23 protein-coding genes are annotated in these 26622 nt (G+C 74.1%); 11 read left to right on the forward strand and 12 right to left on the reverse strand.

Features of this window, described 5'->3' with window-relative positions; genetic code table 11:
- The first annotated feature begins 113 nt into the window (after positions 1 to 113).
- From KKR89_RS06840 to KKR89_RS06860, 5 genes are all read left to right on the forward strand, one after another.
- Positions 114 to 755, forward strand: coding sequence for an ATP-dependent Clp protease proteolytic subunit (locus KKR89_RS06840; RefSeq protein WP_208197565.1), 642 nt, complete (start codon positions 114 to 116; stop codon positions 753 to 755).
- 40 nt (positions 756 to 795) lie between these two features.
- Positions 796 to 1491, forward strand: coding sequence for an ATP-dependent Clp protease proteolytic subunit (locus KKR89_RS06845; protein WP_251141049.1), 696 nt, complete (start codon positions 796 to 798; stop codon positions 1489 to 1491).
- A 250-nt stretch (positions 1492 to 1741) separates the two neighbouring features.
- Positions 1742 to 3022: an ATP-dependent Clp protease ATP-binding subunit ClpX gene (gene clpX, locus KKR89_RS06850; protein ID WP_208197566.1), complete on the forward strand. Its 1281-nt coding sequence runs from the start codon at positions 1742 to 1744 to the stop codon at positions 3020 to 3022.
- Positions 3019 to 3333 (forward strand): chorismate mutase, encoded by a 315-nt coding sequence (locus tag KKR89_RS06855; RefSeq protein WP_208197567.1) that lies wholly within the window; start codon positions 3019 to 3021, stop codon positions 3331 to 3333. The genes clpX and KKR89_RS06855 overlap by 4 nt, the downstream gene beginning before the upstream one ends.
- Before the next feature lie 84 nt (positions 3334 to 3417).
- Entirely contained in the window at positions 3418 to 4671 is a 1254-nt protein-coding gene (locus KKR89_RS06860; protein ID WP_251141050.1) for a baeRF2 domain-containing protein, read from the forward strand.
- Positions 4672 to 4714: 43 nt separating this feature from the next.
- Here KKR89_RS06860 and KKR89_RS06865 read toward each other — a convergent pair whose 3' ends face one another.
- The 6 genes from KKR89_RS06865 to KKR89_RS06890 form a co-directional block, all read right to left on the reverse strand.
- Entirely contained in the window at positions 4715 to 6529 is a 1815-nt protein-coding gene (locus KKR89_RS06865; protein ID WP_208197568.1) for an AMP-dependent synthetase/ligase, read from the reverse strand.
- Positions 6530 to 6581: 52 nt separating this feature from the next.
- Positions 6582 to 7355 (reverse strand): amino acid ABC transporter ATP-binding protein, encoded by a 774-nt coding sequence (locus KKR89_RS06870; protein WP_208197569.1) that lies wholly within the window; start codon positions 7353 to 7355, stop codon positions 6582 to 6584.
- Positions 7352 to 8173, reverse strand: coding sequence for an amino acid ABC transporter permease (locus KKR89_RS06875; protein WP_208197570.1), 822 nt, complete (start codon positions 8171 to 8173; stop codon positions 7352 to 7354). The genes KKR89_RS06870 and KKR89_RS06875 overlap by 4 nt, the downstream gene beginning before the upstream one ends.
- The gene (locus tag KKR89_RS06880) at positions 8173 to 8976 is read right to left on the reverse strand and encodes a transporter substrate-binding domain-containing protein (protein ID WP_208197571.1); all 804 of its coding nucleotides are present in this window, start codon (positions 8974 to 8976) and stop codon (positions 8173 to 8175) included. The genes KKR89_RS06875 and KKR89_RS06880 overlap by 1 nt, the downstream gene beginning before the upstream one ends.
- A 168-nt stretch (positions 8977 to 9144) precedes the next feature.
- Positions 9145 to 11805, reverse strand: coding sequence for a valine--tRNA ligase (valS, locus tag KKR89_RS06885; protein WP_208197572.1), 2661 nt, complete (start codon positions 11803 to 11805; stop codon positions 9145 to 9147).
- Between the two features lie 45 nt (positions 11806 to 11850).
- Entirely contained in the window at positions 11851 to 12420 is a 570-nt protein-coding gene (locus KKR89_RS06890; protein ID WP_208197573.1) for a CGNR zinc finger domain-containing protein, read from the reverse strand.
- Between the two features lie 84 nt (positions 12421 to 12504).
- Here KKR89_RS06890 and KKR89_RS06895 point away from each other — a divergent pair, with 84 nt between their 5' ends.
- Positions 12505 to 13524, forward strand: coding sequence for an EamA family transporter (locus KKR89_RS06895; protein ID WP_208197574.1), 1020 nt, complete (start codon positions 12505 to 12507; stop codon positions 13522 to 13524).
- Here KKR89_RS06895 and KKR89_RS06900 read toward each other — a convergent pair.
- Positions 13508 to 15199, reverse strand: coding sequence for a PQQ-dependent sugar dehydrogenase (locus tag KKR89_RS06900; protein ID WP_208197575.1), 1692 nt, complete (start codon positions 15197 to 15199; stop codon positions 13508 to 13510). The two genes, KKR89_RS06895 and KKR89_RS06900, sit on opposite strands and share 17 nt — an antisense overlap.
- A 99-nt stretch (positions 15200 to 15298) precedes the next feature.
- Between KKR89_RS06900 and KKR89_RS06905 the strand changes: the two genes are divergently transcribed.
- The 3 genes from KKR89_RS06905 to KKR89_RS06915 all read left to right on the forward strand — a co-directional run bounded on the left by KKR89_RS06905 (position 15299) and on the right by KKR89_RS06915 (position 17787).
- Positions 15299 to 15913, forward strand: coding sequence for a nucleoside/nucleotide kinase family protein (locus KKR89_RS06905; RefSeq protein WP_243883235.1), 615 nt, complete (start codon positions 15299 to 15301; stop codon positions 15911 to 15913).
- Positions 15914 to 16024: 111 nt separating this feature from the next.
- Complete coding sequence (locus tag KKR89_RS06910; protein WP_208197804.1) at positions 16025 to 16996, forward strand: TIGR03557 family F420-dependent LLM class oxidoreductase; 972 nt, start codon at positions 16025 to 16027, stop codon at positions 16994 to 16996.
- A complete protein-coding gene (locus tag KKR89_RS06915) occupies positions 16993 to 17787 on the forward strand; it encodes a coenzyme F420-0:L-glutamate ligase (protein ID WP_208197576.1) in 795 nt (264 codons plus the stop codon). The genes KKR89_RS06910 and KKR89_RS06915 overlap by 4 nt, the downstream gene beginning before the upstream one ends.
- A 427-nt stretch (positions 17788 to 18214) precedes the next feature.
- On the opposite strand, the gene KKR89_RS18215 is transcribed toward KKR89_RS06915, so the two are convergent.
- The 4 genes from KKR89_RS18215 to KKR89_RS06930 form a co-directional block, all read right to left on the reverse strand.
- On the reverse strand, positions 18215 to 18640 hold the full coding sequence (locus tag KKR89_RS18215; RefSeq protein WP_251141051.1) for a DUF418 domain-containing protein: 426 nt from the start codon (positions 18638 to 18640) through the stop codon (positions 18215 to 18217).
- 20 nt (positions 18641 to 18660) lie between these two features.
- Positions 18661 to 19455, reverse strand: coding sequence for a DUF418 domain-containing protein (locus KKR89_RS18220; RefSeq protein ID WP_243883236.1), 795 nt, complete (start codon positions 19453 to 19455; stop codon positions 18661 to 18663).
- Between the two features lie 103 nt (positions 19456 to 19558).
- Positions 19559 to 20134, reverse strand: a complete 576-nt coding sequence (locus KKR89_RS06925) for an HhH-GPD-type base excision DNA repair protein (RefSeq protein ID WP_208197577.1) — start codon at positions 20132 to 20134, stop codon at positions 19559 to 19561.
- A gap of 54 nt (positions 20135 to 20188) precedes the next feature.
- A complete protein-coding gene (locus KKR89_RS06930; RefSeq protein WP_208197578.1) occupies positions 20189 to 20917 on the reverse strand; it encodes a class I SAM-dependent methyltransferase in 729 nt (242 codons plus the stop codon).
- Positions 20918 to 21099: 182 nt separating this feature from the next.
- On the opposite strand from KKR89_RS06930, the gene KKR89_RS06935 reads away from it, so the two are divergent.
- Together KKR89_RS06935 and KKR89_RS06940 are read left to right on the forward strand one after the other, a co-directional pair.
- Positions 21100 to 25506 carry an FtsK/SpoIIIE domain-containing protein gene (locus KKR89_RS06935; protein ID WP_251141052.1) on the forward strand — a complete coding sequence of 1469 codons (4407 nt, stop codon included), beginning with the start codon at positions 21100 to 21102 and terminating at the stop codon, positions 25504 to 25506.
- 126 nt (positions 25507 to 25632) lie between these two features.
- Entirely contained in the window at positions 25633 to 25929 is a 297-nt protein-coding gene (locus tag KKR89_RS06940; protein ID WP_208197579.1) for a WXG100 family type VII secretion target, read from the forward strand.
- A gap of 81 nt (positions 25930 to 26010) precedes the next feature.
- Here KKR89_RS06940 and KKR89_RS06945 read toward each other — a convergent pair whose 3' ends face one another.
- Entirely contained in the window at positions 26011 to 26466 is a 456-nt protein-coding gene (locus KKR89_RS06945) for a class F sortase (protein ID WP_243883345.1), read from the reverse strand.
- Positions 26467 to 26622: the final 156 nt, after the last annotated feature.

Genomic DNA, 26622 nt, shown 5'->3' on the forward strand with positions numbered 1-26622 from the left:
TGGGCCGGCGGCGTCGGGCGTTAGGGTCGCTGCAACGCGTGACCGGCCGCAGTCCCTGACGTGGGGGCGTGCACCGCCACGCAGGTAGCACGCAGCCAGACGAGGGAGCCTTCGTGAACGAGCAGGTGCCGGGTCTGGCCCGGGCAGATTCTCCGGGCCTCGGCCTCAACGATTCCATCTACAACCGACTGCTCCGCGAGCGCATCATCTGGCTCGGCTCGGAGGTCCGCGACGAGAACGCCAACGCCATCTGCGCGCAGATGATGCTGCTGGCCGCGGAGGACCCCGACAAGGACATCTGGCTGTACATCAACTCGCCCGGCGGGTCGATCACGGCCGGCATGGCGATCTTCGACACGATGCAGTACATCAAGCCGGACGTCGCGACCATCGCGATGGGCATGGCCGCGTCGATGGGCCAGTTCCTGCTCTCCTCGGGCACCAAGGGCAAGCGCTACGCGACCCCCCACGCCCGCGTGATGATGCACCAGCCGTCGGGCGGCATCGGCGGCACGGCGACCGACGTGCGGATCAACGCCCAGCTCATCCTGCACATGAAGAAGGTGCTCGCCGAGCTGATCGCCGACCAGACGGGCAAGAGCGTCGAGCAGATCAACGCCGACTCGGACCGTGACCGCTGGTTCACCGCGCCCGAGGCGCTGGAGTACGGGTTCATCGACCACGTCGTCAGCAGCGCCGGCTCGGTCACCGGTGGCGGCGGCACGGACCCCAACGGCAACGGGACCCCGGCCTGACGGCCCGGTCGCGCGCAGAGAACCAGCGAGGAGAACCTTCGTGACCATGGAGTCCCAGTTCATCGCCCGTGCCGACCGGCTCGCCGGCGGCACGGCGCCCGCGTCGCCGAGCGGTCGCTACGTGCTGCCGCAGTTCGAGGAGCGCACCGCCTACGGCTTCAAGCGCCAGGACCCGTACACCAAGCTGTTCGAGGACCGCATCATCTTCCTCGGCGTGCAGGTGGACGACGCCTCGGCCGACGACGTCATGGCGCAGCTGCTCGTCCTGGAGTCGACGGACCCCGACCGCGACATCACCCTGTACATCAACTCGCCCGGCGGCTCGTTCACCGCGCTGACGGCGATCTACGACACGATGCAGTACATCAAGCCGCACATCCAGACCGTCTGCCTCGGGCAGGCGGCCTCGGCGGCGGCGATCCTGCTCGCGGCCGGCTCGCCCGGCAAGCGTCTGGCGCTGCCCAACGCCCGCGTGCTGATCCACCAGCCCGCGATGGAGGGCGGCGGCTACGCGCAGGCGTCGGACATCGAGATCCAGGCCAACGAGCTCATCCGCATCCGCGAGTGGCTCGAGGCGGCGCTCGCGCAGCACACCGGACGCCCGATCGAGCAGGTGCGCCTGGACATCGAGCGCGACAAGATCCTCACGGCCGCCCAGGCCAAGGACTACGGGATCGTCGACCAGGTGCTCCAGAGCCGCAAGGGCGTGCAGCCCGCCGTGGTGCAGCCCGCCTGACGGCACGAGCCCCGGGTGCCGCCCGCAGGGGCGGCACCCGGGGAACGCTTGCCACGGACAGGGCCATCCGCGCGAACCGGGACGCATCGGACGGCGCGTCGCACCCGACACGCCGCGACCCACCCGCCGGGTTCGGCTGACAGGTGGCCGCGCGTGGTGTGCAATGGGGGAACGTGACTCACGGACCGTGAGGTCACACGACGGCGCACCGCCGGTACGGCGGAGGGCGACACGAGGGAAGGGGACGCACATGGCGCGTATCGGGGACGGTGCGGACCTTCTCAAGTGCTCGTTCTGCGGCAAGTCCCAGAAGCAGGTCAAGAAGCTCATCGCGGGCCCAGGGGTGTACATCTGCGACGAGTGCATCGAGCTGTGCAACGAGATCATCGAGGAAGAGCTCGCCGAGGCCACCGAGGTCGGCATGGTCGAGCTGCCCAAGCCGAAGGAGATCTTCGACTTCCTCGAGCAGTACATCGTCGGCCAGGAGCCGGCCAAGCGGTCCCTCGCGGTCGCGGTCTACAACCACTACAAGCGCATCCAGGCCGGTGAGGGCGCACGGGCGACCGCCGGCGAGGAGCAGGTCGAGATCGCCAAGTCCAACATCCTGCTGATCGGCCCCACGGGCTGCGGCAAGACGTACCTCGCGCAGACGCTGGCGAAGATGCTGAACGTCCCGTTCGCGATCGCGGACGCGACGGCGCTCACCGAGGCCGGCTATGTCGGCGAGGACGTCGAGAACATCCTCCTCAAGCTCATCCAGGCCGCCGACTACGACGTCAAGAAGGCCGAAGCAGGCATCATCTACATCGACGAGATCGACAAGATCGCCCGCAAGAGCGAGAACCCGTCGATCACGCGCGACGTGTCGGGCGAAGGCGTGCAGCAGGCGCTGCTGAAGATCCTCGAGGGCACGACGGCGTCGGTGCCGCCGCAGGGCGGGCGCAAGCACCCGCACCAGGAGTTCATCCAGATCGACACGACGAACGTGCTGTTCATCGTCGCCGGTGCGTTCGCCGGTCTGGACGAGATCATCACGTCGCGCGCGGGTCGGCGCGGCATCGGCTTCGGGTCCCCGATCCACTCGGCCGACGACACCGACGTGTACGGCGAGGTCATGCCGGAGGACCTGCTCAAGTTCGGTCTGATCCCCGAGTTCATCGGGCGCGTCCCGATCATCACGACGGTGTCTCCGCTGGACCGCGTCGCGCTCGTGCGGATCCTCACGGAGCCCCGCAACGCCCTCGTCAAGCAGTACCAGCGCATGTTCCAGATCGACGGCGTCGAGCTGGACTTCGAGGACGAGGCGATCGGCGCGATCGCGGAGCAGGCGCTGCTGCGCGGCACGGGTGCGCGCGGTCTGCGGGCGATCCTCGAGGAGGTCCTCCAGCAGGTGATGTTCGAGGTGCCGTCGCGCGACGACGTCGCGCGGGTCGTCATCACCCGGGACGTCGTGCTGGACAACGTCAACCCGACGCTGGTGCCGCGGGACGCCTCCCGCGACAAGCGCGCTCCTCGCGAGAAGAGCGCGTGAGCCGACCGGGACGCGTCGTACCACCCGAGCTGGCGCGGCTGCGGGGCAGCATCGACAACATCGACGCCGCGCTCATCCACATCCTCGCGGAGCGGTTCAAGGCCACGCAGCGCGTCGGCGTGCTCAAGGCCGAGCTGGGCCTGCCGGCGTCCGACCCCGGCCGCGAGGCCGAGCAGGTCGCGCGGCTGCGCGAGCTGGCCCACGAGGCGGAGCTGGATCCGGTGTTCGCCGAGAAGTTCCTCGAGTTCATCGTCGGCGAGGTGATCCGCCACCACGAGGCGATCGCGCAGGACCACGCGCAACGCGCCTGACGGACGCGTGTCCACCTCCACGTCACCCGCTGCGACCGTTGGCGGACCCCGTGGAGGTGACGGAAGGTAGAAGGGTCAGCCCCGGTGCAGGCACCGGTAGTGCCGTCGCCGGGGACGTGCACGCAGGAGGAGTCCGACCCCATGCACCTGCACTGGCTCAAGCCGCTGCTCGGCCGACCGGGCCCGTTCGTCACCGTCCACCTCGACGCCTCGCCCGCGGAGGTGGCAGGCGAGTCGGGGCCCGTGGACCGGTGGCGGTCCGTGCGTCGTGACCTCGAGCGGGACGGGGCCCCGCAGGCGCTGCTCGACGAGCTCTCCGACCGCATCGCGCAGCCGGACGGACGGCGGGACGCCCACGGGCGGGCGCTGATCGCCGACGCCGACGGCGTCGTCGTGGACCGCGTCCTGCTGGAGGCGCCGGCGACCTCCAGCGGCTCGTACGGCCCGGTCCCCGCGCTCGGTCCCGTCGTACGCGCGAGCGAGGAGAGCGTCCGTCTGCTCGTGGTGGCCGTCGACCGGACGGGTGCGGACCTGCGGTGGGCGGAGGGCGACGACGGCGAGTACCGCGGGCCCGTGAGCGAGACCGTCGACGGGGGGCACGACGACGTGCACAAGGTCCGCGAGAGCGGGCTCGAGCGGCGCGGGCAGACCCGGGCCGAGGACTCGTGGCAGCGCAACGCCGAGGCGGTGGCGGCAGCCCTCGACAGCCGCGTGCGCGACAGGCGTCCCGACCTGGTCGTGCTGACGGGCGACGTCCGCATGGTCCCGCTGGTCCGGGACGCGCTCGGGCAGCACGCCCGCGAGCTCACCGTCGAGGTGCCCGGCGGCGGCCGCGGGGACGGCATCCACGAGGCGGCGTTCCGCGCACGGGTCGCCGAGGCGGTCGGCGAGCGCCGCGCCCGGCGCCGCGCCGCGCACGTCGAGGGCTACCGGGAGGCGCTCGGGCGGGGCGAGGGGGCGGTCACGGGTCTCGACGACGTGGTCGAGGTGCTGCGGCGGGGTCAGGTCGACGAGCTCATCGTCGACGGGTCCGGGCCGGACGGCGGTTTCGCCGAGCGCACGCTGTGGGTCGGCCCCGGGGTGCTGCAGGTGGCGGTGTCGCGGTCCGACCTGACGTCGATCGGCGTGATGGACGGTGACGCACGGGAGATGCCGGCCGAGGTCGCGGTGATGCGGGCGGTCGTCGGCCAGGACGCGGGCGTGACGTTCGTCGAGGACGGGGATGTCGAGCTCGTCGACGGCATCGGTGCGACGCTGCGGTGGGCCGACGAGTCCACGCCGAGCGAGGCGGTGCCGTCCCAGTCGGACGACCTCCGCCGGCTGCGCACGGTCCTCTGAGGCGGCCGGTCCCGCGGACCCGCCCCGGCGGCCGCCCTCGCGCTCACCCGCCGGGGCGCGTGTCCACGTACAGGCCGTCGACCTCCCGGGCGAAGTCGCGCAGCACCGCTGCCCGCTTCACCTTCAGGGAAGGTGTGAGGTACCCGTTCGCCTCGGTGAAGTCCGTGGTCAGGACCGCGATCTTGCGGATCGACTCCGCGCGCGAGACGGCCTCGTTGGCGCGTTCCACGGCGCGGTCGAGCGCCTCGACCACCTGGGGGTGCACCGCCGCGGCAGGGACGTCCATCGGGGGCAGGCCGTGCATGGCGAGCCAGCCCGGCAGCATCTCCGGGTCGAGCGTGACCAGGGCGCCGATGAACGGGCGCTGGTCGCCCACGACGATGACCTGGCTGACGATCGGGTGGCCGCGCAGCCGGTCCTCGAGCACCGCCGGCGCGACGTTCTTGCCGCCGGCCGTGACGATGATCTCCTTGCTGCGGCCCGTGATGCGCAGGTAACCGTCCTCGTCGAGCGTGCCGATGTCACCGGTGCGGAGCCAGCCGTCCACCAGGCTCTCCGCGGTCTGCTCGGGCATGTGCCGGTATCCGCGGAAGACGTGGGGGCCCGAGACCCAGATGTGGCCCTCGTCGTCGACCCGCAGGGACGTGCCCGGCATCGGGGGGCCGACCGTCCCGATCTTGGTCAGGCCGGGCCGGTTGACGGCCGTGGCGGCCGAGGTCTCCGTGAGGCCGTAGCCCTCGAGGACGTGCACGCCGATGCCGCGGTAGAAGTGCCCGAGCCGCTCACCCAGGGGCGCGCCGCCGGAGACGGCGAACTCCGCACGCCCGCCGAGGGCCGCCCGGAGCTTGCGGTGCACGAGGCGGTCGGCGACGGCGTGCTGGGCGCGCAGCGCGCTGCTCGGCCCGTCGGGGGTCTCGAGCGCGCGGGAGTACGCGATGGCGACCTTCGCGGCCCACCGGAACATGCGCAGCTTCGTGCCGGACCCGGCCTTCTGCTCGGCCGAGTTGTAGACCTTCTCGAAGACCCGCGGGACGGCCAGGAGGTACGTGGGCCGGAACGACGCCAGGTCGGGCAGCAGGTTGCGCGTGTCGGGGGCGTGGCCCATGACCGCCCCGGACTCGATGCACAGCACCTGGATGAAGCGCGCGAACACGTGCGCGAGCGGCATGAAGAGCAGCGTGCGCGACGTCGGCTTCGAGACGACCTCTCCCAGCCCGACAGCGCCGTTGCGGCACAGCGCGACGAAGTTGCCGTGCGTGAGCTCGACGCCCTTGGGCCGTCCGGTGGTCCCGGAGGTGTAGATCACGGTCGCGAGGTCGTCGCCGCGCGCCGAGGTGCTGCGCCGGTCGATCTCGGCGTCCGGGACGTCGGAGCCGCGCGTGATGAGCGTGCCGACGGCGTCCTCGTCGAGGACGAGCACCTCGGTCAGACCGGGCAGGTCGTTGCGCACCTGCGCCACGACCGCCGCGTGCGCGGCCGTCTCCACGACGGCCAGCCGCACGCCGGAGTCCGAGGCGATCCAGCGCACCTGCTCGGCCGACGAGGTCTCGTAGATCGGCACGCCGACGGCGCCGGCGGTCCAGACGGCGAAGTCGACGAGGGTCCACTCGAAGCGGGTGCGGGACATGATCGCGACCCGGTCGCCCGGCTCGACACCGGACGCGACGAGGCCCTTCGCGATGGCGCGGACCTCGGCGACGAACGCGCTGACCGTCACCGGCTGCCACGCGCCGCCGAGCGCCACCTGGCGCTCGGCCAGGACGCCGTCGGGGTCGCGCGCGAGCCGGGCGGCCAGCATCGTGCCGATCGACGCGGCCGGGTCGGGCGTGACGAGGGCGGGTGAGGTGATCTCGGGCATGTGAGGGGACTCCTGGGCCGGGGCGGACCTCACGAGAGTAGTGCCGTGACGCTCAGCCCGTGGCGGACTGGTGGGTGGGATCGAGCACGCGCTGCAGGAACGTGCGGGTGCGCTCCTCGCGGGGCGCGCCGATGACCTCGTCCGCGGGTCCGGTCTCGACGACCGTGCCGTCGTCCATGAACACGACGCGGTCGCCCACCTCGCGCGCGAACCCCATCTCGTGCGTGACCACGAGCATCGTCATGCCGGCGTCGGCGAGGTCGCGCATGACGCCGAGGACGTCACCGACGAGCTCGGGGTCCAGCGCGGACGTCGGCTCGTCGAAGAGCATGAGCTGCGGGTCCATCGACAGGGCGCGGGCGATCGCGACGCGCTGCTGCTGGCCGCCGGAGAGCTGCGCCGGCATGGCGTGCGCCCGGTCGGCGAGGCCGACGCGCTCGAGGTTCGCCAGCGCGACGCGCTCGGCCTCGCGGCGCGAGCGGCGCAGCACGGTGCGCTGCGCCATCGTGCAGTTCTCCAGCACGCTGCGGTGGCTGAAGAGGTTGAACTGCTGGAAGACCATGCCGACGTGGGTGCGCACGCGGTCGATGTCCACGTCCGGGTCGGTGACCTCGGCGCCGAGGAGCTCGATGCGGCCCGACGTGGGCTGCTCGAGCAGGTTGACGCAGCGCAGCAGGGTCGACTTGCCGGAGCCCGACGGCCCGATGACGCACACGACCTCGCCCGCCTGCACCTCGAGGTCGATCCCGCGCAGCACCTCGCGCTCGCCGAAGGACTTGTGCAGGTCGCTGACACGGACGACGGGGCGGGGTGCGTCGGCGGTCATGCGTGGCCTCCTGTGCGCCGCTCGAGCCGGCGGGCGACGATGCCGAGCGGGATGGTGATGACGAGGTAGCAGGCGCCGACGACGAACAGGCCTGTGAGCCCGCCGGAGGCGGTCGACAGGGCGTCGCGGCCGACCTTGGTGAGCTCGAAGTACGCGGGCGTCTGGCCGAGCACGAACAGCAGCGACGTGTCCTTGGTCAGCAGGAGGACCTCGTTCGTCAGCGGCGGCATCACGGTGCGGAACGCCTGGGGGAGCACGACCTGGATCATCGTGCGGGTGTGCGACATGCCGAGGGACCGTGCCGCCTCGACCTGCCCGCGGGGGACTGCCTGGATCCCGGCGCGCAGCGTCTCGGAGATGTAGGCGGCCGACACCGAGCCGAGCGCGACGGCGGCGACCGCGATGATCGAGCTCAGGGCGATGCCGAAGGCGATCGGCACGGCGTAGCCGACGGCGATGACGACGAGCAGCGCGGGGATGCCGCGGAAGAACTCGACGTAGACCGTCGAGATCCAGCGGTAGGGCGCCACCGACGACAGGCGCATCAGCGCGAGGACCGTGCCCAGGCTCAGGCCGACCGCGAACGCGGCCAGCGTGTAGGTCACGGTGTTGAGGAACGCGCGCGGCAGCCGGTCGAGCATCTCGCCCGCCGCGGCGGGGTTGAAGATCGTCTGGCCGACGGTGCTCCAGTCGGCCGTCGAGAGCAGCACCGCGAGGACGACCAGCAGCACGACGTACTGGACGCCCCGCGACAGCCGGGCCCGGCGGCGCGGGCTCATGCGAGCCCGGCCGGCGGACGCGGCGAGGTCGACCGTCATCAGTCCGTCGGCTCGGCCGTCGGCTCGCCCGTGCCGAAGTACTCGGCGACGAGCTCGTCGTACGTGCCGTCCTGCCGGATCCGCTCGAGCGTCGCGTTCGCCGCGTCGACGAGCGCGGTGTTGCCCTTGCGGATCGCGAAGCCGTACTGCTCACCGGTGGGGACGACGAACGCCACCTCGAGGTCACCCGTGGCGTAGGGCTCGAGGACCGTGACGTCGTTGACGACGACGTCGACCTGGCCGTTGCGCAGCGACTGGATCTGCAGGCCGAGGTCCTCGAACTGGACGCCCTCGAGCCCCTGCTCCTCGACCCAGGTCGCACCCGTGGTGGCCTGCTGGACGCCGATCTTCAGGCCCTCGAGGCCGGCCTCGTCCGTGACGGGCGAGCCGGAGGCCACGAGCACGCCCTGGTCGGCGTCGAAGTAGGCGTCGCTGAAGTCGACGTTCTTCTTGCGGGCGTCGGTGATCGTGAGGGCCGAGGCGGCGATGTCGCACTGCTGGGCGTTGAGCGCGGCGCCGGACTCGATGGCGTCGAAGCCCGTGTTGAGGGGGCGCAGCTCGACGCCGAGGTCGGCCGCGATCTCGCCGGTGAGGGCCATGTCGAGGCCGACGATCTGGCCGTCCTCCTCGTACTCGAACGGCTCGAACGGCGGGTTGGTGCAGACGGTCAGCGTGTCCGCGTTCGCGAGCGCGAGCTCGCCGTCTCCGGCCGTCGTCGCGTCGTCGGAGCCCGAGCCCGAGCAGGCGGACAGGGCGAGCAGAGCGGCCGCGGCGAACGCGGCGGCGGTCAGGGGGTGGCGCATGGTGGTCCTTCCGAGCGGAGCGTTGCGCGCATAACTATACGCTTCACATCATTGCTATTCGTCGCGCGGGCGCCAGGGACCTCAGTCCCGGGACTGCCACGGCGTGCGTCTGGACGCGCGCGCGCCGGTCGCGTCCTGCTCGACGCGACCGACCCGCAGCGCCGGGGGTCAGCGGGCGACGGCCTCGCCGAGGAGGGCGTCGCGGGCGACCACGGTCTCACCGGTGCCCGTCGCGATCTCCAGCGTCCCGGTCGCACGGCCCGCGTTGCGGATGTCGTCCAGGGCGGCCTCGACGCCCGCGCGCAGCGCGTCCGGCACCTCGAGCACCGCGTGCTCGACCGGCGTGCGCATCGAGACCTTCGCCTCGGACTTGACCTTGCGCAGCGCCGCGAGCGCGGCACCCGCACCGGTCACCAGCCCGGGGTCGGTGTCGCCGGCCGCAGCGCGCAGCGCGTCGCTCGTCGGCCACGGCGTGCGGTGCACCGTGCCCTCGCGCCACCACGACCAGACCTCCTCGGTCGCGTACGGCAGCACCGGCGCGAACAGGCGCAGCAGCGTGTCGAGCGCCAGTCCCAGCGCGGCACGCGCCGACGCGGTGGCGGGCGTGACCTCGGCGGCCGACGCGCCCGCACCGTACGCACGGTCCTTGACCAGCTCGAGGTAGTCGTCGCAGAACGTCCAGAAGAACGTCTCCGTCAGCTCCAGCGCCCGCGTGTGGTCGTACGCCTCGAGCGCCGCGGTCGCCTGGTCCACGACCTGCGCGAGGCCCGCCAGCATCGCGCGGTCGAGCGGCTCGGTGACCTGCGCGGCGTCGAGCGACACCGGCTCGTCCGCCGGGCCGAACGACAGCACGAACTTGCTCGCGTTGAGGACCTTGATCGCCAGGCGCCGGCCGATCTTCATCTGGCCGACCTCGAAGGCCGCGTCCGTGCCGAGGCGGGCGCTCGCCGCCCAGTACCGCACCGCGTCGGAGCCGTGCTCCTCGAGCAGGCCCATGGGCGTGACGACGTTGCCCTTGGACTTGCTCATCTTCTTGCGGTCGGGGTCGAGGATCCAGCCGCTGATCGCGGCGTGCTTCCACGGCAGCGAGCCGGACTCGAGGTGCGCGCGCACGACGGACGAGAACAGCCAGGTGCGGATGATGTCCTGGCCCTGGGGGCGCAGGTCCATCGGGAACGTCCGCGAGAACAGGTCCGGGTCGTCGAGCCACCCGCACACGATCTGCGGGGTCAGGGAGCTCGTCGCCCACGTGTCCATGATGTCGGGGTCGCCGACGAACCCGCCCGGCACGCCGCGCTGGTCGGCGGTGTAGCCGACGGGCACGTCGCTCGACGGGTCCACGGGCAGCGCGGCCTCGTCGGGGACCAGGGGCGAGTCGTAGCGCGGCTCACCCGCCTCGTCGAGCGGGTACCAGACCGGGATCGGCACCCCGAAGAAGCGCTGGCGCGACACGAGCCAGTCGCCGTTGAGACCGCCGACCCAGTTCTCGTAGCGGACGCGCATGAAGTCCGGGTGGAACGCGAGCTCCGTTCCGCGCGCGAGCAGCGCGTCGCGCAGGTCCTCGTCGCGGCCGCCGTTGCGGATGTACCACTGGCGGCTCGTGACGATCTCGAGGGGCTTGTCGCCCTTCTCGTAGAAGTTGGCCTTGCGCTGCGTCGGGACCGGCTCACCGATCAGGTCGCCGGACTCCCGCAGGCCCGCGACGACGGCCTCGCGTGCGCTGAACGTCGTCTTGCCGGCGAGCTCGCCGTAGACCGCGCGGCCGGCCTCGGACGTGAGCCACTCCGGGGTGTCGCGCAGCACGCGGCCGTCGCGGCCCACCACCGAGCGCGTCGGCAGGCGCAGCTCGCGCCACCACTGCACGTCGGTGAGGTCACCGAAGGTGCAGCACATCGCGATGCCGGCGCCCTTGTCGGGCTCGGCCGCGGGGTGCGCGAGCACGGGGAGCTCGACGCCGAACAGCGGGCTCGTCACCGTCGTGCCGAACAGGTGCTGGTAGCGCTCGTCGTCGGGGTGCGCGATGAGCGCGACGCACGCGGGCAGCAGCTCGGGGCGTGTGGTCTCGATGACGACCTGCTCGCCGTCCGGGCGGTGGAACGCGACCTTGTGGTAGGCGCCGGGGTAGTCGCGGGCCTCGAGCTCGGCCTGCGCGACGGCGGTCTGGAACGTGACGTCCCAGAGCCCGGGCGCCTCGGCCTGGTAGGCCTCGCCGCGGCCCAGGTTGCGCAGGAACGCGCGCTGCGAGACCGCGCGGGCCTTGGCGCCGATGGTCTGGTAGGTCATCGACCAGTCGACGGACAGCCCCAGCCGGCGCCACAGCGCCTCGAACTGCAGCTCGTCCTCGCCCGAGAGCCGCTCGCACAGCTCGATGAAGTTGCGGCGCGAGACCGGCACCTGGTCACCGGGCTTGACCGCCTTGCCGTCGGTGCCGTTGTGCGGCGGCACGAAGCCGTCGACGTAGGGGAGCGACGGGTCGCAGCGCACGCCGTAGTAGTTCTGCACGCGGCGCTCGGTGGGCAGGCCGTTGTCGTCCCAGCCCATGGGGTACATGACCTCGCGCCCGCGCATGCGCTGGAACCGGGCGACGACGTCGGTGTGCGTGTACGAGAACACGTGTCCGACGTGCAGGGAGCCTGACACCGTCGGCGGCGGGGTGTCGATCGAGTAGACCTGCGCGCGCTCGGCCGTGCGGTCGAACGTGTACGTGCCCTCGTCGGCCCACGTGCGCGACCAGCGGTCCTCCAGCCCGTCGACCGTGACCTTGTCCGGTACCTGGCGGGCGGCGGTGGCGCTCGTCGGGGTAGCGGTGCGGGGGGTCTCGTCGCTCATGGTCACCCATCCTCCCAGATGGCACCCGCCGCGCGTGCACGCGCGTCAGGCCCCGGGGGGCTCCCGGTCGTGCGTCGCGCGTCGCGCGCGGTAGGCCGCGACGTGCGCGCGGTTGCCGCAGCCGTTGACGTCGCAGAAGCGGCGGGACCGGTTGCGCGACAGGTCCACGAGCACCGCGTGACAGCCGTCGCCCGCGCACACCTTCATGCGGGCGTACTCGTCGGACCGCACGACGTCGACGACGCCCATCGCGGTCTCGACGACGATGACGCTCGCGAGCGCCGCGCCCGGCGCCGTCGCGTGCAGGTGCCAGTCGACCGCGTCGTGGCGGACCAGGAACGGCACCGCGTCGGCCTCACGCAGCATCACGTTGACGAGCTCGGCGGCCTCGTCGCGCTCGACGTCCCAGAGTCGCGCGATGCGGTCACGGGCCAGCCGGACGTCGGCGACCTCGGCGTCGTCACGGTCGTGCCGGCCGGTGTAGCCCCAGTGACGGAAGTAGGCGTCGAGGTCCGCCACGGTGCTCAGGGCGTCGTGGCCGTCGCGGCGGCGCGCGGTGTTCACCAGCTCGGCGGCTGCGAGCAGGTTCATCTCGGTGTCACGAGCGAAGACCACATTGACTCCTGTCGCGGCAGCGGGCTAGCGTCACGAGCATAGGAGCAGGTGACTCCTGACATCGGTTCCCGCGGAGGAGACAAGGTGCAGGGGTCGGGGGCGCGCAGCGCCGGGATCGTCGCGGGGCTCGTCGCCGCGCTCGCGTTCGCCACGAGCGGGCCGGTCGTCAAGCCGCTGCTCGCCGCCGGCTGGAGCCCCGGGGCCGCCATCGTCGTGCGCCTGACGATCGGCGCGCTGCTGCTCGCCGGACCAGCGGCGTGGGCGCTGCGCGGCCGGTGGTCGACGCTGCGCACCGACTGGGCGACCGTCGTCGGGCTCGGCATCCTCGGCGTCGCCGGGGCCTCGACGCTCTACTTCTTCGCGGTCGACCGGCTGCCCGTCGCGGTGGCCCTGCTCGTCGAGTACACCGGACCGCTGCTCCTGCTGGTGTGGGGCTGGGCGCGCACGGGACGCGTGCCGGCCCGCGCGACGCTCGTCGGGGCGGCCCTGGCCATGGGTGGCCTCGTGCTCGTGCTGGACGTCACCGGCAGCCTGCAGCTCGACCCGCTCGGTCTGGTCTTCGCGTGCGGTGCCGCGATCGGCAACGCCGGGTACTTCGCCCTGACGGCACGCCCCATCGCACTGCCGCCCGTCAGCCTCGCGGGGGCCGCGATGCTCGTGGGCGCGGTCGTCGTGGGGTCGCTCGCCGCGGTGGGCGTGCTGCCCGTCGAGGCCCCCGACGTCCGGGTCGACGTGCTCGGCGCGCAGGTGCACTGGGCGGTGCCGCTGCTCGTCGTCGGCGCCGTGCCGACCGCGTTCGCCTACGGGGTGTCGGCGGTCTCGGTGCGGCTGCTGGGCGAGCGGCTGGCGTCGTTCCTGGCCCTGTCCGAGGTCCTGCTGTCGGTGCTGCTCGCGTGGGTGCTGCTCGGGGAGCAGCCGCTCGTCGTGCAGGGGCTGGGCGCCGTGCTCGTCGTCGCGGGCGTCGCGCTCGTGCGTGCGGGCGCCGACCGCGACGTGCGCCGGGGCGCGGCCCCGCCCCCGGCGGTGGACGTCACCCCCGAGCGCGCAGCTCAGCCCGCCGCCGAGCCCGTCCGAGGCCCGGGGCGCCTCACCCGCCGAGCGTGACCCGCAGGATCCGCTCGTCGCTGTTGTTCGCGGTGGAGTCCTTGTCGCCGCGCGTGCTCGTCGTCAGCCACAGGCTGCCGTCGGCCGACGGCTCCACGGTGCGCAGCCGCCCGTACGTGCCGGACAGCAGCGAGCGCACGTCCGTGAGCCCGCCGTCCGACGTGATCGTCGCCCGGTACAGGCGCGCACCGCGCAGGCACGCGATCCACAGGTGGTCCCCGCTGACCGCGATGCCGCTGCAGGACGCCGCCGCCACGGGGAACGTCAGGCGCGGCGCGACGAGGCCCGCACCGTCGCAGTCGCCGGACGTGCCCTCGCACTGCGGCCAGCCGTAGTTGCCGCCACGCACCACCACGTTCGTCTCGTCCATCACGGAGTTGCCGAACTCCTGCTGCCACAGCCGCCCGGCGGAGTCGAACGCCAGGCCCTGCGGGTTGCGGTGGCCGTAGCTCCAGACCGCGTTGCCGAACGGGTTGTCCGACGGGATGGAACCGTCCGGCCGGATGCGCAGCACCTTGCCCGCGAGGTTCGACGTGTCCTGCGCCCACGCCGGGTTCTGCCCGTCGCCCGTCGCGACGTACAGCATGCCGTCGGGTCCGAAGCGCAGCCGTCCGCCGTTGTGGTACTTGTTGCGCGGGATGCCGCTGACCAGCACCTGCGGCGTCCCCGACAGCGCGCCGTCGACGTAGCGCACCCGCACGACGCGGTTGTCTGTGGACGTCGTGTGCATGACGTACAGCCAGGGCGACGACGCGAAGTCCGCCGCGACGGCCAGGCCCAGCAGACCGCCCTCGCCCGCCGTCCCCGTGACGCCCGCGAGCGTCCCGACGACGGTCGTCACGCCCGTGGCCGGGTCGAGCCGCACGACCTGGTGCGCGTCGCGCCGTCCGTACAGCACCGAGCCGTCGGGCAGCTCGACGAGGCCCCACGGCAGGTCGCGCTCGGTGGCGACCTGGGCGACCGAGCAGATGGGGTTGGCGCACGCCGCGCCCGTCGTCACGCGCACCACCGCGGAGGCGCCCGACCGGTTGCCGGCCTGGTCGCGCGCCCGCACCTGGTAGGCGTACGCGACGCGGGGCCGCAGGCCCGAGTCGACGAACGTGAGCACCGAGCCCGCCGTGCTGCCGACGACCGCGCCGTTGCGCAGGATCTCGTACCCCGTGACGCCCACGGCGTCGCTCGACGCCCGCCACGTCACCGTGACCGACGTGCCCTGGGCCTGTGCCGCGACGCCCGTCGGCGCGCTCGGCGCGGTCGTGTCCGCCTCGCACGGCGGCACCTCGAGCTCGAGTGTCTCGCTGGCCTGCGAGACGTTGCCCGCGGCGTCGCGCGCGTTGACGTAGACGCCCCACGTCACGCCGGGCACCAGCGTCAGCCGCGCGGCCGTGGGCGACGCCGGGACCGTCGTCATGTGCTGGCCGTCGTGGTAGATGTCGTAGGCCACGACCCCGACGTCGTCGGTGGACCGCGTCCAGCCCAGCCAGACGGCGGTGCACTTGAGGTACGAGGTCTTCAGGCGCGACGGCGGGGTCGGTGGCGTGGTGTCGGCCGCGGCGGGTGCGGGAGCCGCCGCCGGTGCCACCGGTGCGGAGGCGGCCGCGGGTGCGAGCACGAGACCGAGGGTCGCCGCGAGGGCGACCGCGAGGGGGCCGAGTGCGGGACGGGCACGGTGCATCTCAGGTCCAATCGCCGACGTTCTCGGACGTCCTCCGAGCGTGCCCGTTCCTGCCGGTCGGCGCAGGGTGATGAAAGGGTTCGTGATGAGGTGGGGACCGTGCACGTGCGACCGACGACCCCCACCGGCGTGGCCGAGCACGTCGTCGCCCTCGTGCTCGCGCACCCGGGCCGCTGTCGCGTGCTCGTCGACGGCGCCGCGGCGCTGCGGCCCGACGCGCTCGCCGACGCGTTCGTCGATCCGCTGCGCACCGCGGGACGCGCGGTCGTGCGCGTGCACGCCGACGACTTCCTGCGGCCCGCGTCGCTGCGCCTCGAGCACGGGCGGCAGGACCCGGACGCGTACCTCGAGGACCGGATCGACGCGCGTGCGCTCGCGCGCGAGGTCCTCGACCCGTTCGTCGTCGACGGCACGTACCTGCCGACGCTGTGGGACGCCGCGCGCGACCGTGCGACCCGCGCCGAGCGGCTGCGGGCACCCGAGGGCGCGGTGCTGGTCCTCGACGGCGAGCTGCTGCTGGGTCGCTGGTTCGACGTCGACCTGAGCGTGCACCTGACGGCCCGCCCGGCCACGCTCGCGCGCAGGTCCGGGGCCGAGCGCGCGTGGCAGCTGCCGGCGTTCGCGCGGTACGAGGACGAGGTCGCGCCGCAGGACGTCGCGGACGTGGTCGTGCGGGCCGACGACCCCCGGCACCCGGCGCTCGTCGTGCGCTGAGCCGCCGTCGCGGCACCGCCGGCGAGCCCGCGTCGGGCTAGGCTCGACCGAGCAGGGACGACAGCCGGGGAGGCGCATCACGTGGCAGGTCTGACGGTCGGGTACGCGGCCATGCTGGAGCAGTTCCACCCCCGCGAGGCCGTGGAGCTGTCGGCCTACGCCGAGCAGCACGGGTTCTCGGGCGTCATGGCGGCGGACCACTTCCAGCCGTGGGTGCCCGCCCAGGGGCAGTCGTCGTTCGTCTGGAACGTGCTGACGGCCATCGGCGAGAACACGACCGGTGACCTCGGCCCGGGTGTCACCGCGCCGACGTTCCGCTGGCACCCGGCGATGGTCGCCCAGGCGTCGGCGACGCTCGCCGCGATGTACCCGGGACGCCACTGGCTGGGCCTGGGCTCGGGCGAGGCGCTCAACGAGCACGTCGTCGCGAACTACTGGCCCGAGGCGCCCGAGCGCATCAACCGCATGTTCGAGGCCATCGACATCATCAAGAAGCTCTTCTCGGCGTCGCTGGCCGGCAAGGACGTCAAGCACGCCGGGCCGTTCTACAAGCTCGAGTCGACACGCCTGTGGACCATGCCGGAGGTCGCGCCGGAGATCCTCGTCGCCACCGCCGGCCCTGTCACCGCCAAGCGCACCGGCCGTCACGCGGACGGGATCATCACCGTCGGTGCTCCGCTGGAGAAGATCACCGGGCTGTTCGGCAAGTTCGCCGAGGGTGCCCGTGAGGCGGGCAAGGACCCGGACACCATGCCGAAGGTGCTGCAGCTGCACATGTCCTGGGCGCCGACCGACGAGGTGGCGCTCGCGAACGCGATGCGCGAGTGGCCCAACGGCGGCATGAAGTTCCCCAAGGCCGACATCCGCTCGCCGTTCGACTTCGAGCAGATGGCCAAGCTCGTGCGGCCCGAGGACTTCGACGGGCGCATGGTCATCTCGTCCGACCCCGACGTGCACCGCGCCGAGATCCAGAAGTACGTCGACCTCGGGTTCGACCGCATCTACCTGCACAACGTCGGCCGCAACCAGCGCGAGTGGATCGAGGTCTTCGGTCGCGACGTGCTGCCGAAGCTCGCGCGGTGACCGTGGGGGAGCTGCGGGTGTGGGCGCCCGACGGCATCCCCGAGGTCGTCCCCGGTGACGACCTCGTCGCGCTGCTCGTCGCCGGGCTGCGCGCGGACGCGCAGGCCGTGCCCGACCACGCGCTGCAGGACGGTGACGTCATCGTCGTGACCAGCAAGGTCGTGTCGAAGGCCGAGGGTCGCGTCATCTCGGCCGACGACCGGGAGCGGGCCATCACCGACGAGACCGTGCGGGTCGTCGCCACGCGTGAGCACGCCGGCGGGGTCACCCGGATCGTCGAGAACCACCTCGGGCTGGTCATGGCCGCCGCGGGCGTGGACGCGTCGAACACCCCCGAGGGCACCGTGCTGCTGCTGCCCCTGGACCCCGACGCCTCCGCGCGGGCGCTGCGGGCCGGGCTGACCGCCGAGTTCGGCGTGCGGATCGGCGTGCTGGTGACCGACACCGCCGGCCGGCCGTGGCGGCAGGGCGTCACGGATCTCGCGATCGGTGCGGCGGGCGTCCAGGTGCTCGACGACCTGCGCGGACAGCTCGACACGTTCGGCCGCCCGCTGACGATGACGGTCGCGGCGGTCGCGGACGAGATCGCGAGCGCCGCCGAGCTGGTCAAGGGCAAGGCGTCGGGGCGGCCCGTCGCGGTGGTGCGCGGCGTCGGGCACGTGGTGACGGACGACGACGGACCCGGGGCCCGGGTGCTGGTGCGCACGGGACCGGACGACATGTTCCACCAGGGCTCCGCAGAGGCGTACGCGCAGGGGTGGAAGGACGCGCTGGCGCGTCCCGAGCGGTAGTCGTGGACGAGGGCGGTCCCGTCGACCCGTCGGCGCCGGCGGACGTCGTGCTCGTCGTCGACGCCGCGAACGTCGTCGGCTCGCGCCCGGACGGCTGGTGGCGCGACCGCGCCGGCGCCGCCACGCGCCTGCTGGAGCGGCTGACGACGCTGGCCGGCGCCACGCTCACGTCCCCCGACGGGCACGACGTCCGGCTGGACCGGATCGAGGTCGTGCTGGAGGGGCAGGCGCGCGGCGCCGTGGATCCCGGTGCACCCGGTCTGGTGGTGCACCTCGCGCCGCGGGACGGTGACGCGGAGGTCGTCGCCCGGGCGCGGGCCGCCGCGCCCGACGTGCTCGTCGTCACCGCGGACCGCGGGCTGCGCGCGCGGCTCGACGGGGCCCCCGTCGCCGGGCCCGGGTGGTTGCTGGAAGCGCTCGACGCCGCTCAGCGGACCGCAGGACGCGGGTACACGAGCCGGCGGTACAGCGCCTCCGCCGGACCCCGTCGGCCCGCCGCCTCCAGGGTCACCGCGACCGCGACCGTGACCAGCCACACGCCGACCGCCCACGCCACCACCTGCGCCGAGCCCAGGTGCTCGCCGAGCCCGCCGGCCCACGGCGCCAGCGGCAGCACGAACAGCACCGACTGCAGCAGGTAGCAGGTCAGCGAGCGCGTCCCCACGGCGCGCAGCGCGCGTCCCGCCGGCCCCAGGGTCGCGAGCGTCGTGCCGCGCACGGCCACGACCCAGCCCACCAGCGCGGCGAACGCGACACCGCCCGCGACTCCCGTGAGCTCGTGCAGCATCGCCGACCCGAACGCGTCGAGCGCCGACGGGTCCCGCAGCCGCGCGACGGCCGTCGCGAACGGCACGGCACCGAGGACGCTGACGGTCAGGCGACGACGGCCGTGCGGCGCAGCAGGCGCACGTGGTCGGCGGGGCGCTCGAGGAACTCGCGGCGGGCCGCCCACAGCCCCAGCAGCACGAGCGGGAACGCGATGACGGCACCGAGCGGCGCTGCCACCACGCCGCTCAGGGCGCGCATCGCCATCGCCGGCAGCGGCGACGCCTCGGCCGGGACCTCGAGCGCGCCCATGCCGAGCACGTCCTTGAGCACGACGGCCCCCTGCATGGCACCACCGAGGAGCGCGGCGACGGGCAGGCCCACGGCGGCCACCACCAGCAGCGCCCGGTCGGACGCCCGCACGACCAGCACCGCCGCCAGGCCCGCCAGGCCGTAGGCGCCCAGGATGTCGCCCTCGAACAGCAGGACGAGGTGCACGGCACCGAACGCGACGAGCACGGCCGCACGCCGCAGCAGGTCCGCCCGGCACGCCGGCCACGGCACCCACGCCGCCGCCCGTCGACGCACGACGACGCCGACCCCATACCCGTACAGCAGCGCGAACATCGGCATGGTGCGGCGGTCGACCAGCAGGGAGACCACGCCGTCGACGGCGCGGTCGAGCCCGGACGAGCCGACCGGCCGCATGCCCAGGCCGACCGCACCGCCCGAGAGGTGCACGACCGCGTTGGCGATCGCGATGCCGAGCAGCGCGAGGCCCCGCGCGACGTCGGGCGCGACCGCTCGGCGCTCGACCGGGACGGGCACGACCGGCGCGTGCGCGGGCACCGGTAGCGGGACCGGTGCGGCGAGCGGCAACGAGGAGGGGCGCGTCGTCGTCATGCCGCCCATCGTCGTGGTGGTGCCGGTGGTGTCGCGTCGGTCTCGCGGATGGTTCTGCGCTCGGTCGTCCGGGGGAGCGGGCGCACGCCGGCGGGCGCGGTTCTCAGCGGGCGGCCTTGGCGGCGGCCTTGGCGGCCCGCTTCGTCTCGCGCACCTTCCCCAGCGACGCGGCGTCGCGGACGTCCGCGATCGACCGGAACTCGTCGTCACCGTAGGAGCCGGCGGCCTCGCGCCAGCCCGCGGGCTGCACGCCGCGCTGCTTGCCGAGCAGCGCGAGGAAGATGCGCGCCTTCTGGTCGCCGAACCCGGGCAGGGCCTTCAGGCGGCGCAGGACCGTCCGCCCGTCGGGGTCGTCCGCGGTCCAGATCCGGGTGACGTCACCGTCGTACTCGTCGACGACCGCGCGCGCGACCGCCTGGATGCGCCCCGCCATCGACCCGGGGTAGCGGTGCACCGCGGGCGGTGTGGCGCACAGCGCGGCGAACTCCTCGGGGTCCGCGTCGGCGATGCGGTGCACGTCCCAGCCGGACATGCGGTCCGCGATCTTCGCCGGTCCGGCGAAGGCCGTCTCCATCGGCACCTGCTGGTCGAGGAGCATGCCGACGAGCAGCGCGAACGGGTCGGAGTCGAGCAGGCGGTCCGCGGCGTCGTCGCCCGTCATCCACAGCGTGTCGGTCATGCCGCCATTCTGGCGCAGCGGCTGCCCGCACGGGGCTCGGCGACGTCGTGGCCGTCAGCGCCGGCGCGCCGCGAACGACAGCATCGTGGGGATCGTGGCGAACCAGCGCTCGTCGTCGGTCCACTCGTGCTTGGGTGCGCGATGGTGGGGGAGTGCCGGGGGCTCGTCCATGTCGACGAGCGCCAGCCCAGCATCGCGCAGGCGCTGGACGTACCAGGCGAGCGGACGGTGGTAGTGGCGGTGCCCGCCGAAGTCGTCGATCCACCACTCCTCGTGCTCCAGGTACCCCGTGACGCGCCGGTGCCGCTCGTCGTCGTACACCGGCTGCTGGCGGAAGAACGCCGGGTGCAGGACGGACGCGACGAGCACGCCGTCGTCGGACAGGCGCGCCGCGACGTCGGCCAGCAGGCGGTCGAGCACCGGGAGGTCCATGAGGACCATGTGGCTGAGGACGACGTCGAACGGGCCGGTCAGGCCCCGCGGGAGACCGGCGGTCAGGTCGCCGACCTCGAACCGCAGGCTCGGGTGGTCGGTGCGCGCGCGGGCGACGAGCTCCGCGCTGCCGTCCACGCCGACGACCCGTGCGCCGCGCTCCGCGAGCGCCCCGCCGAGCCAGCCGTGGCCGCAGCCGAGGTCCAGGACGTGCGGAGCACCCGCGGGCAGCCACCGGTCGAGGAACGGCTCGAACCTGCGCCGGAAGGAGTCATCGGGCCCGCCCACGCGCGCGGCGTAGGTCCGGGCGGACCGGTCCCAGGCCGCGATGTCGGAGGTCGAGCGCGTCATGCCGTCATCGTCGGGGCGTCCGCACGGCCACGCAAGGTTCCCCGCGACAGCCTGTGGACGAACCGGACATCTCACCCGTCGTCCTCGCTACTCTCGGCGCGCTCCGACGCCCCGACGTGCGTGGTCGGGCGAGCACCGACGAGCACCGACCGACGAGCACCGACCCACGAGCAGGGAGCGACGTGCGGACCCGACTGACGTACCGCCGCCCGGTGCCGGACCGCGTCGTCGAGGTGGACGTCGTGGTGACCGCCGACGCGGGTGCGACCGTCGGTGACGTCGCCGACACGCTCGTGCGGGCCGAGGCCGCCGCGGGCCGTGCCGTCCCCGGCCCCGTGACGCTCGCGCTCGCGCCGCCCGACGGCGGGGCGCCGCGCACGCTGCAGCGTCGCGCGGGCCTGGCCGAGGCGGGGTTGCGGGCGGGTTCGACGGTGGCTCTGACGCCCGCGGTCGAGGGGCCGTCCGGCACGGGCGTCTCCCCTCACGACGCGCACGCGCGCCTGACGGTGGTCAGCGGACCGCAGGCGGGCCTCGAGGTGCACCTGCCGCGCGGCACGACGACCATCGGGCGCGGACCGGGCAGCGACGTGCGGCTCAGCGACCCGATGGTCTCGACGACGCACGCCCGCGTCGTCGTCGGCGACACCGTCGAGGTGGTGGACGCCGGGTCGTCGAACGGTGTGGTCATCGGGTGGGGCCGCGTCGACCGGGCCGTCGTGGGGCCGCGCGACTACGTGGTGCTCGGCGAGACCATCCTCACGCTGACGCGCGTGCGGCCGGCGGACGGCTCCGGTGACGGCGCCGCCGTCGTGGCGTTCAACCGCTCGCCGCGCGTCGTGCCCGTGCACCCGGAGCGGACCGTCGAGGCGCCCGCGCCGCCGGAGCCCGCGCGGCCGGGCCGCTTCCCGCTGGTCGCGCTCGCGGCGCCCGTCGTCCTCGGTGCGGTGCTGTACGCGGTGATGCCGCGTCCGACGACGCTGGTCCTCCTCGCGCTGAGCCCGCTGCTGCTCGTCGCGGGGTGGGTCGACAAGAGGTTCACCGAGCGGCGTCGTCTGAAGGAGGAGACGGCGACGTTCCGGGCCTCGCTCGACGCGCTCGAGCAGGACCTCGAGGCGGCCTCGCAGGAGGAGAGGCGGGTGCGGCTGGGTGAGCTGGCCTCGACCGCGCAGGCGGTGCGCGCTGCCCGCGACCTCGGTCCCGTGCTGTGGTCCCGGCGGCCCGGCGAGCCCGCGTTCCTCGTGCTCCGGGTCGGCGTCGGGAGGTCCGCCTCCCGCACCACGGTCCGGCTGCCCCCGCGTGGCCGGGCGGGCGCCGAGCACTGGGCGCTCGTCGAGGCCCTGGTGACGCGGTTCGCCGACGTCGACGGCGTCCCCGTGGGCGTGGGGCTGCGCGACGCCGGCACCGTGGGCGTCGCCGGTGCGCGGACGCACGTCGACGGCGTGGCCCGCGCGCTCGTCGCGCAGCTCGTCTGCCTGCACGCGCCCTCCGAGCTCGTCGTCACCGGCGTCGCGTCGTCGTCGAGCCGCGACCGCTGGGACTGGCTCAAGTGGCTGCCGCACGTCGCCTCGCCGCACAGCCCGCTGGCGGGCCCGCACCTCGCGGCCGACCCCGTGACCTCGACGGCGGTCGTCACGGCGCTGGAGGAGCTGGTCGCCGCGCGCCAGGCGCTGGGGCGGCGCGGCGAGTCCGCCGAGCCCGCGGTGCTCCTCGTGGTCGAGGACGACGCCCAGGCCGAGCGCGGGCGGCTCGTCCGGCTCGCGGAGGACGGCCCGGACGTCGGCGTGCACGTGCTGTGGTGCGCCGCGCAGGTCGACGCACTGCCCGCCGCGTGCCACGCGTTCGTCGCGCTCGACGACGGCGGGGCGCGGGTGGGCCGGACACGTGACGGCGCCTGGGACGACGTCGTCTGCGAGCGGCTCGACGTGCCGGCGGCGACCGACCTCGCGCGCCGGCTCGCGGCCGTCGTGGACGACGGCACGCCCGTGGTCGACGAGTCGGACCTGCCGCGCGGGGTCGGACAGCTGAGCCTGCTCGGGCCGGAGGTGGCCGACGACCCCGAGGCCGTCGTCGAGCGCTGGCACGAGACCGGGTCGGTCGTCGCCCGCACCGGGACGCCCGTGCGGCGACGCGGCGACGCCGGCCTGCGAGCGGTCGTCGGGCAGGGGGCGGCCGGCCAGTTCGTCCTCGACCTGCGGACGCAGGGACCGCACGCGCTGGTCGGCGGCACCACGGGGTCCGGCAAGAGCGAGTTCCTGCAGTCCTGGGTGCTGGGGCTGGCGACCGCGCACAGCCCGGACCGGGTGACGTTCCTGTTCGTCGACTACAAGGGCGGTGCGGCGTTCTCCGACTGCGTCGAGCTCCCGCACGCCGTGGGCCTCGTCACCGACCTGTCGCCGCACCTCGTGCGCCGGGCGCTGGTGTCGCTGCGCGCCGAGCTGCGCCGACGCGAGCACCTCCTGCAGCGCAAGGGGGTCAAGGACCTGCTCACCCTCGAACGGTCCGGGGACCCGCAGACACCGCCGTCGCTGGTCATCGTCGTCGACGAGTTCGCGGCGCTCGCAGCCGACGTGCCGCAGTTCGTCGACGGTGTGGTCGACGTCGCCCAGCGGGGTCGGTCCCTCGGCCTGCACCTCGTCCTGGCGACCCAGCGCCCTGCCGGCGTCATCAAGGACAACCTGCGCGCCAACACCAACCTGCGCATCGCGCTGCGGATGGCCGACGAGGCCGACTCCGCCGACGTCCTCGGCACCCCGCTGGCCGCCGGCTTCGACCCCGCCGTGCCGGGACGCGGGGCCGTGCGCACCGGGCCGGGCCGGCTCGCGCTCTTCCAGACCGGCTACGCGGGCGGGCGGTCGAGCGCGACGCCGCCGGGCGCCACCGTCGCGCTCGAGAGCCTGGAGTTCGGGCCGGGGGAGCCGTGGGACCTGCCGCCACCGGTCGGGGCCGCGCCGCCCGCCGAGGACGGACCGACCGACCTCGCGCGCGTCGTGCGCACGGTGCGTGCGGCGGCCCGCGTCGAGGCGATCCCCCCGCCGCGGCGCCCCTGGCTGCCCGAGCTCACGGCCGTGCACGCGCTCGAGGACGTCGTCGACCCCGCGCGCGCGGGCCTGGTCCTGGGGGTCGTCGACCGGCCGGCGCGTCAGGAGCAGCACCCCTGGGTGTGGGACCCCGACGCCGAGGGGTCCCTCGTGGTGCTCGGCACCAGCGGCTCGGGCAAGTCCGCGACGCTGCGGACGCTGGCCGTCAGCGCGGCGCTCGGCACCCTCGGGGCCGGTGGCCCCGTGCAGGTGTACGGCCTCGACCTCGGCTCGGGCGGACTGGCCATGCTCGACGAGCTGCCCGTCGTCGGGTCGATCGTCGACGGCGCCGACACCGAGCGCCTGCAGCGGCTCCTGCGGAGCCTGCGGACCGCGCTCGACGACCGCGCGACGCGGTACGCGACCGTGCGCGCCGGATCCCTGACCGACTACCGCGCGCTCACCGGACGGCAGGACGAGCCGCGCCTGCTGCTGCTCATCGACGGGCTGGCCGCGTTCCGTGAGGCGCACGAGGCCGACGCCGGGCGCACCGGCGCGTGGTCCGGGCTGCAGCGGCTCGTCGCCGAGGGGCGTCCGCTGGGCGTGCACGTCGCCATGTCCGCCGAGCGGCCCGGTGCGCTGCCCACGTCGCTCGCCGGGAGCGTCGCGCGCCGGCTCGTGCTGCGGCAGGCCGACGAGAGCGCGTACGGCGTCCTCGACGTGCCGAAGGACGTGCTGGGACCGGCGTCGCCGCCCGGGCGCGGTGTCTTCGCCGGCGAGAGCGACGAGATGCAGGTCGCGGTGCCCGGCGGTCGGACGGCTCCCGCCGAGCAGGCGGTCGCGATCACCGCGGTCGCGCAACGGCTGCGCGCGGCGGGAGTCGCCACGACGCCGCCCGTGCGGCGGCTGCCGACCGTCGTCCCCGCGTCGAGCCTGCCGGACACCGTCGACGGCCTGCCGGTGCTCGGGATCGCCGACGACACGCTCGCACCCTGCGGGTTCGCCCCGCGCGGCACGTTCCTGCTGGCCGGGATGCCGGGGTCGGGGCGGACGACGGCGCTCGTCGCCCTCGGGGACGCGCTGCGCCGTGCGCTGCCCGACGCGTCGCTGTACTACGTCGGGGCGCGCCGCTCACCGGTGCGCGAGCGGGTCGCCTGGTCGGGCACCGCCGGCACCCCCGAGGAGATCGCGTCCCTCGCCCGTGACCTGCTGCCCCGGCTCGCCGCGGCGCCGGTCGACGGCGCACCCGTCGTCCTCGTCGTCGAGGCCATCGCCGACCTGCTGGGAGGCCCTGCCGAGCAGGCGCTCACCGAGGCCGTGCGCACCGCCCGGCGCAACGACCACTTCGTCCTCGCGGAGTCGGAGACCAGCACGTGGGGGTCGTCGTGGCCGCTCGTCGCCGAGGTCCGCAACGGACGGCGCGGTCTCGTGCTGCAGCCGGACCACATGGACGGTGACGCGCTGTTCCGCACGGCCTTCCCACGCATGGGGCGTGCCGAGTTCCCGCCCGGACGCGGCGTGCTCGTCGAGCAGGGCCGGCTGCGGCGCGTGCAGCTGCCGGTGCCGGACTGACCGCGGACCCGTCCCGGAGCCTGTGGACAGACCGGGACGAGACGGGACGGAACTCGCTAGCGTCGGCGCCGGTGCGCGGCACCACGGCGGGGACGGACCTCGCCGCCACGAGCAGGGGAGTGCCACATGGCGAACATCGACGTCAGCTACCAGGAGATGCGGGACGCGGCGACGCGGCTGACCGCCGGGCAGGACGAGATCACCAACCGCCTGGCCGAGCTGCGCGCGTTCATCGAGTCGCTCGTGTCGTCCGGCTTCGTCACCGACCAGGCGTCCGTCGCGTTCGGCGAGTCGTACCGCCAGTTCACCCAGGGTGCGACCGACACGGTCGGTGCGCTGACGTCGCTGGGCGAGTACCTGCGCGCCGCGGCCGCGACCCTGGAGGACGCCGACGCCCAGCTCGCCGCCGGTCTGCGCGGCTGAGCGCGGGCGGCGCCCGGCCGCTTCGCCGTCGGCACCGGGGCCGGACCGGTCACGCGCAGCCGCCCACCGGGGACGGAGCGGTCAGCCCGGGTGCACGAGCTCCGCGAAGACCACGACGTTCGCCGTGTAGTGGCGCACCGACCGGTCCCAGTCGCCACCGCAGGTGATCAGGCGCAGCCCCGCGTGGTCGATGTCGCCGTACACGGCCGCCGTGGGGAACTCGTCCTTCGGATGCTCCTGCACCGCCGTGACGGCGAACACGGGCGTCGTCCCGTCGGCGCGGCCCACCCGGATCTCGTCGCCGACGGCCAGCTGCGCGAGGTCGTAGAAGACGCCGGGTCCGGTGGTCCAGTCGACGTGACCGGCGATGACCGCCGGGCCGAGCTCACCCGGGGTCGGCGCGCCGTCGTACCAGCCCGCGGGGAACCCTGCGGGCGGCACCTCCATGGTGCCGTCGTCCTGAAGGCCCAGCCGCATCAGCTCGGAGTCGACGCCGATCGCGGGGATCTCCACCCGGACGGGGACGGAGGCCGCCATCACCGTCGGACGATCCGACGCGACGTGCGACGCCTCCGCGGAGGTCGTGGGTCGTACGGCGGCGACCGACGGCGTGGGGGCCGGTGCGACGGCTGGCGCGGTGCTGCAGGCGGCCAGGGCCGCGACGAGCACGATCGTGCTCGTCGCGGCACCCGA

Source organism: Cellulomonas dongxiuzhuiae, from assembly GCF_018623035.1.
GTDB lineage: Bacteria > Actinomycetota > Actinomycetes > Actinomycetales > Cellulomonadaceae > Cellulomonas > Cellulomonas dongxiuzhuiae.

Coding starts and splice junctions, on each gene's coding strand:
- clpX (WP_208197566.1), top strand. CDS start 1,742: ATGGCGCGTATCGGGGACGGTGCGGACCTTCTCAAGTGCTCGTTCTGC.
- KKR89_RS06865 (WP_208197568.1), bottom strand. CDS start 6,529: ATGCCCGAGATCACCTCACCCGCCCTCGTCACGCCCGACCCGGCCGCG.
- KKR89_RS06870 (WP_208197569.1), bottom strand. CDS start 7,355: ATGACCGCCGACGCACCCCGCCCCGTCGTCCGTGTCAGCGACCTGCAC.
- KKR89_RS06875 (WP_208197570.1), bottom strand. CDS start 8,173: ATGACGGTCGACCTCGCCGCGTCCGCCGGCCGGGCTCGCATGAGCCCG.
- KKR89_RS06880 (WP_208197571.1), bottom strand. CDS start 8,976: ATGCGCCACCCCCTGACCGCCGCCGCGTTCGCCGCGGCCGCTCTGCTC.
- valS (WP_208197572.1), bottom strand. CDS start 11,805: ATGAGCGACGAGACCCCCCGCACCGCTACCCCGACGAGCGCCACCGCC.
- KKR89_RS06900 (WP_208197575.1), bottom strand. CDS start 15,199: ATGCACCGTGCCCGTCCCGCACTCGGCCCCCTCGCGGTCGCCCTCGCG.
- KKR89_RS06910 (WP_208197804.1), top strand. CDS start 16,025: ATGCTGGAGCAGTTCCACCCCCGCGAGGCCGTGGAGCTGTCGGCCTAC.
- KKR89_RS18220 (WP_243883236.1), bottom strand. CDS start 19,455: ATGACGACGACGCGCCCCTCCTCGTTGCCGCTCGCCGCACCGGTCCCG.
- KKR89_RS06925 (WP_208197577.1), bottom strand. CDS start 20,134: ATGACCGACACGCTGTGGATGACGGGCGACGACGCCGCGGACCGCCTG.
- KKR89_RS06930 (WP_208197578.1), bottom strand. CDS start 20,917: ATGACGCGCTCGACCTCCGACATCGCGGCCTGGGACCGGTCCGCCCGG.
- KKR89_RS06940 (WP_208197579.1), top strand. CDS start 25,633: ATGGCGAACATCGACGTCAGCTACCAGGAGATGCGGGACGCGGCGACG.
- KKR89_RS06945 (WP_243883345.1), bottom strand. CDS start 26,466: ATGGCGGCCTCCGTCCCCGTCCGGGTGGAGATCCCCGCGATCGGCGTC.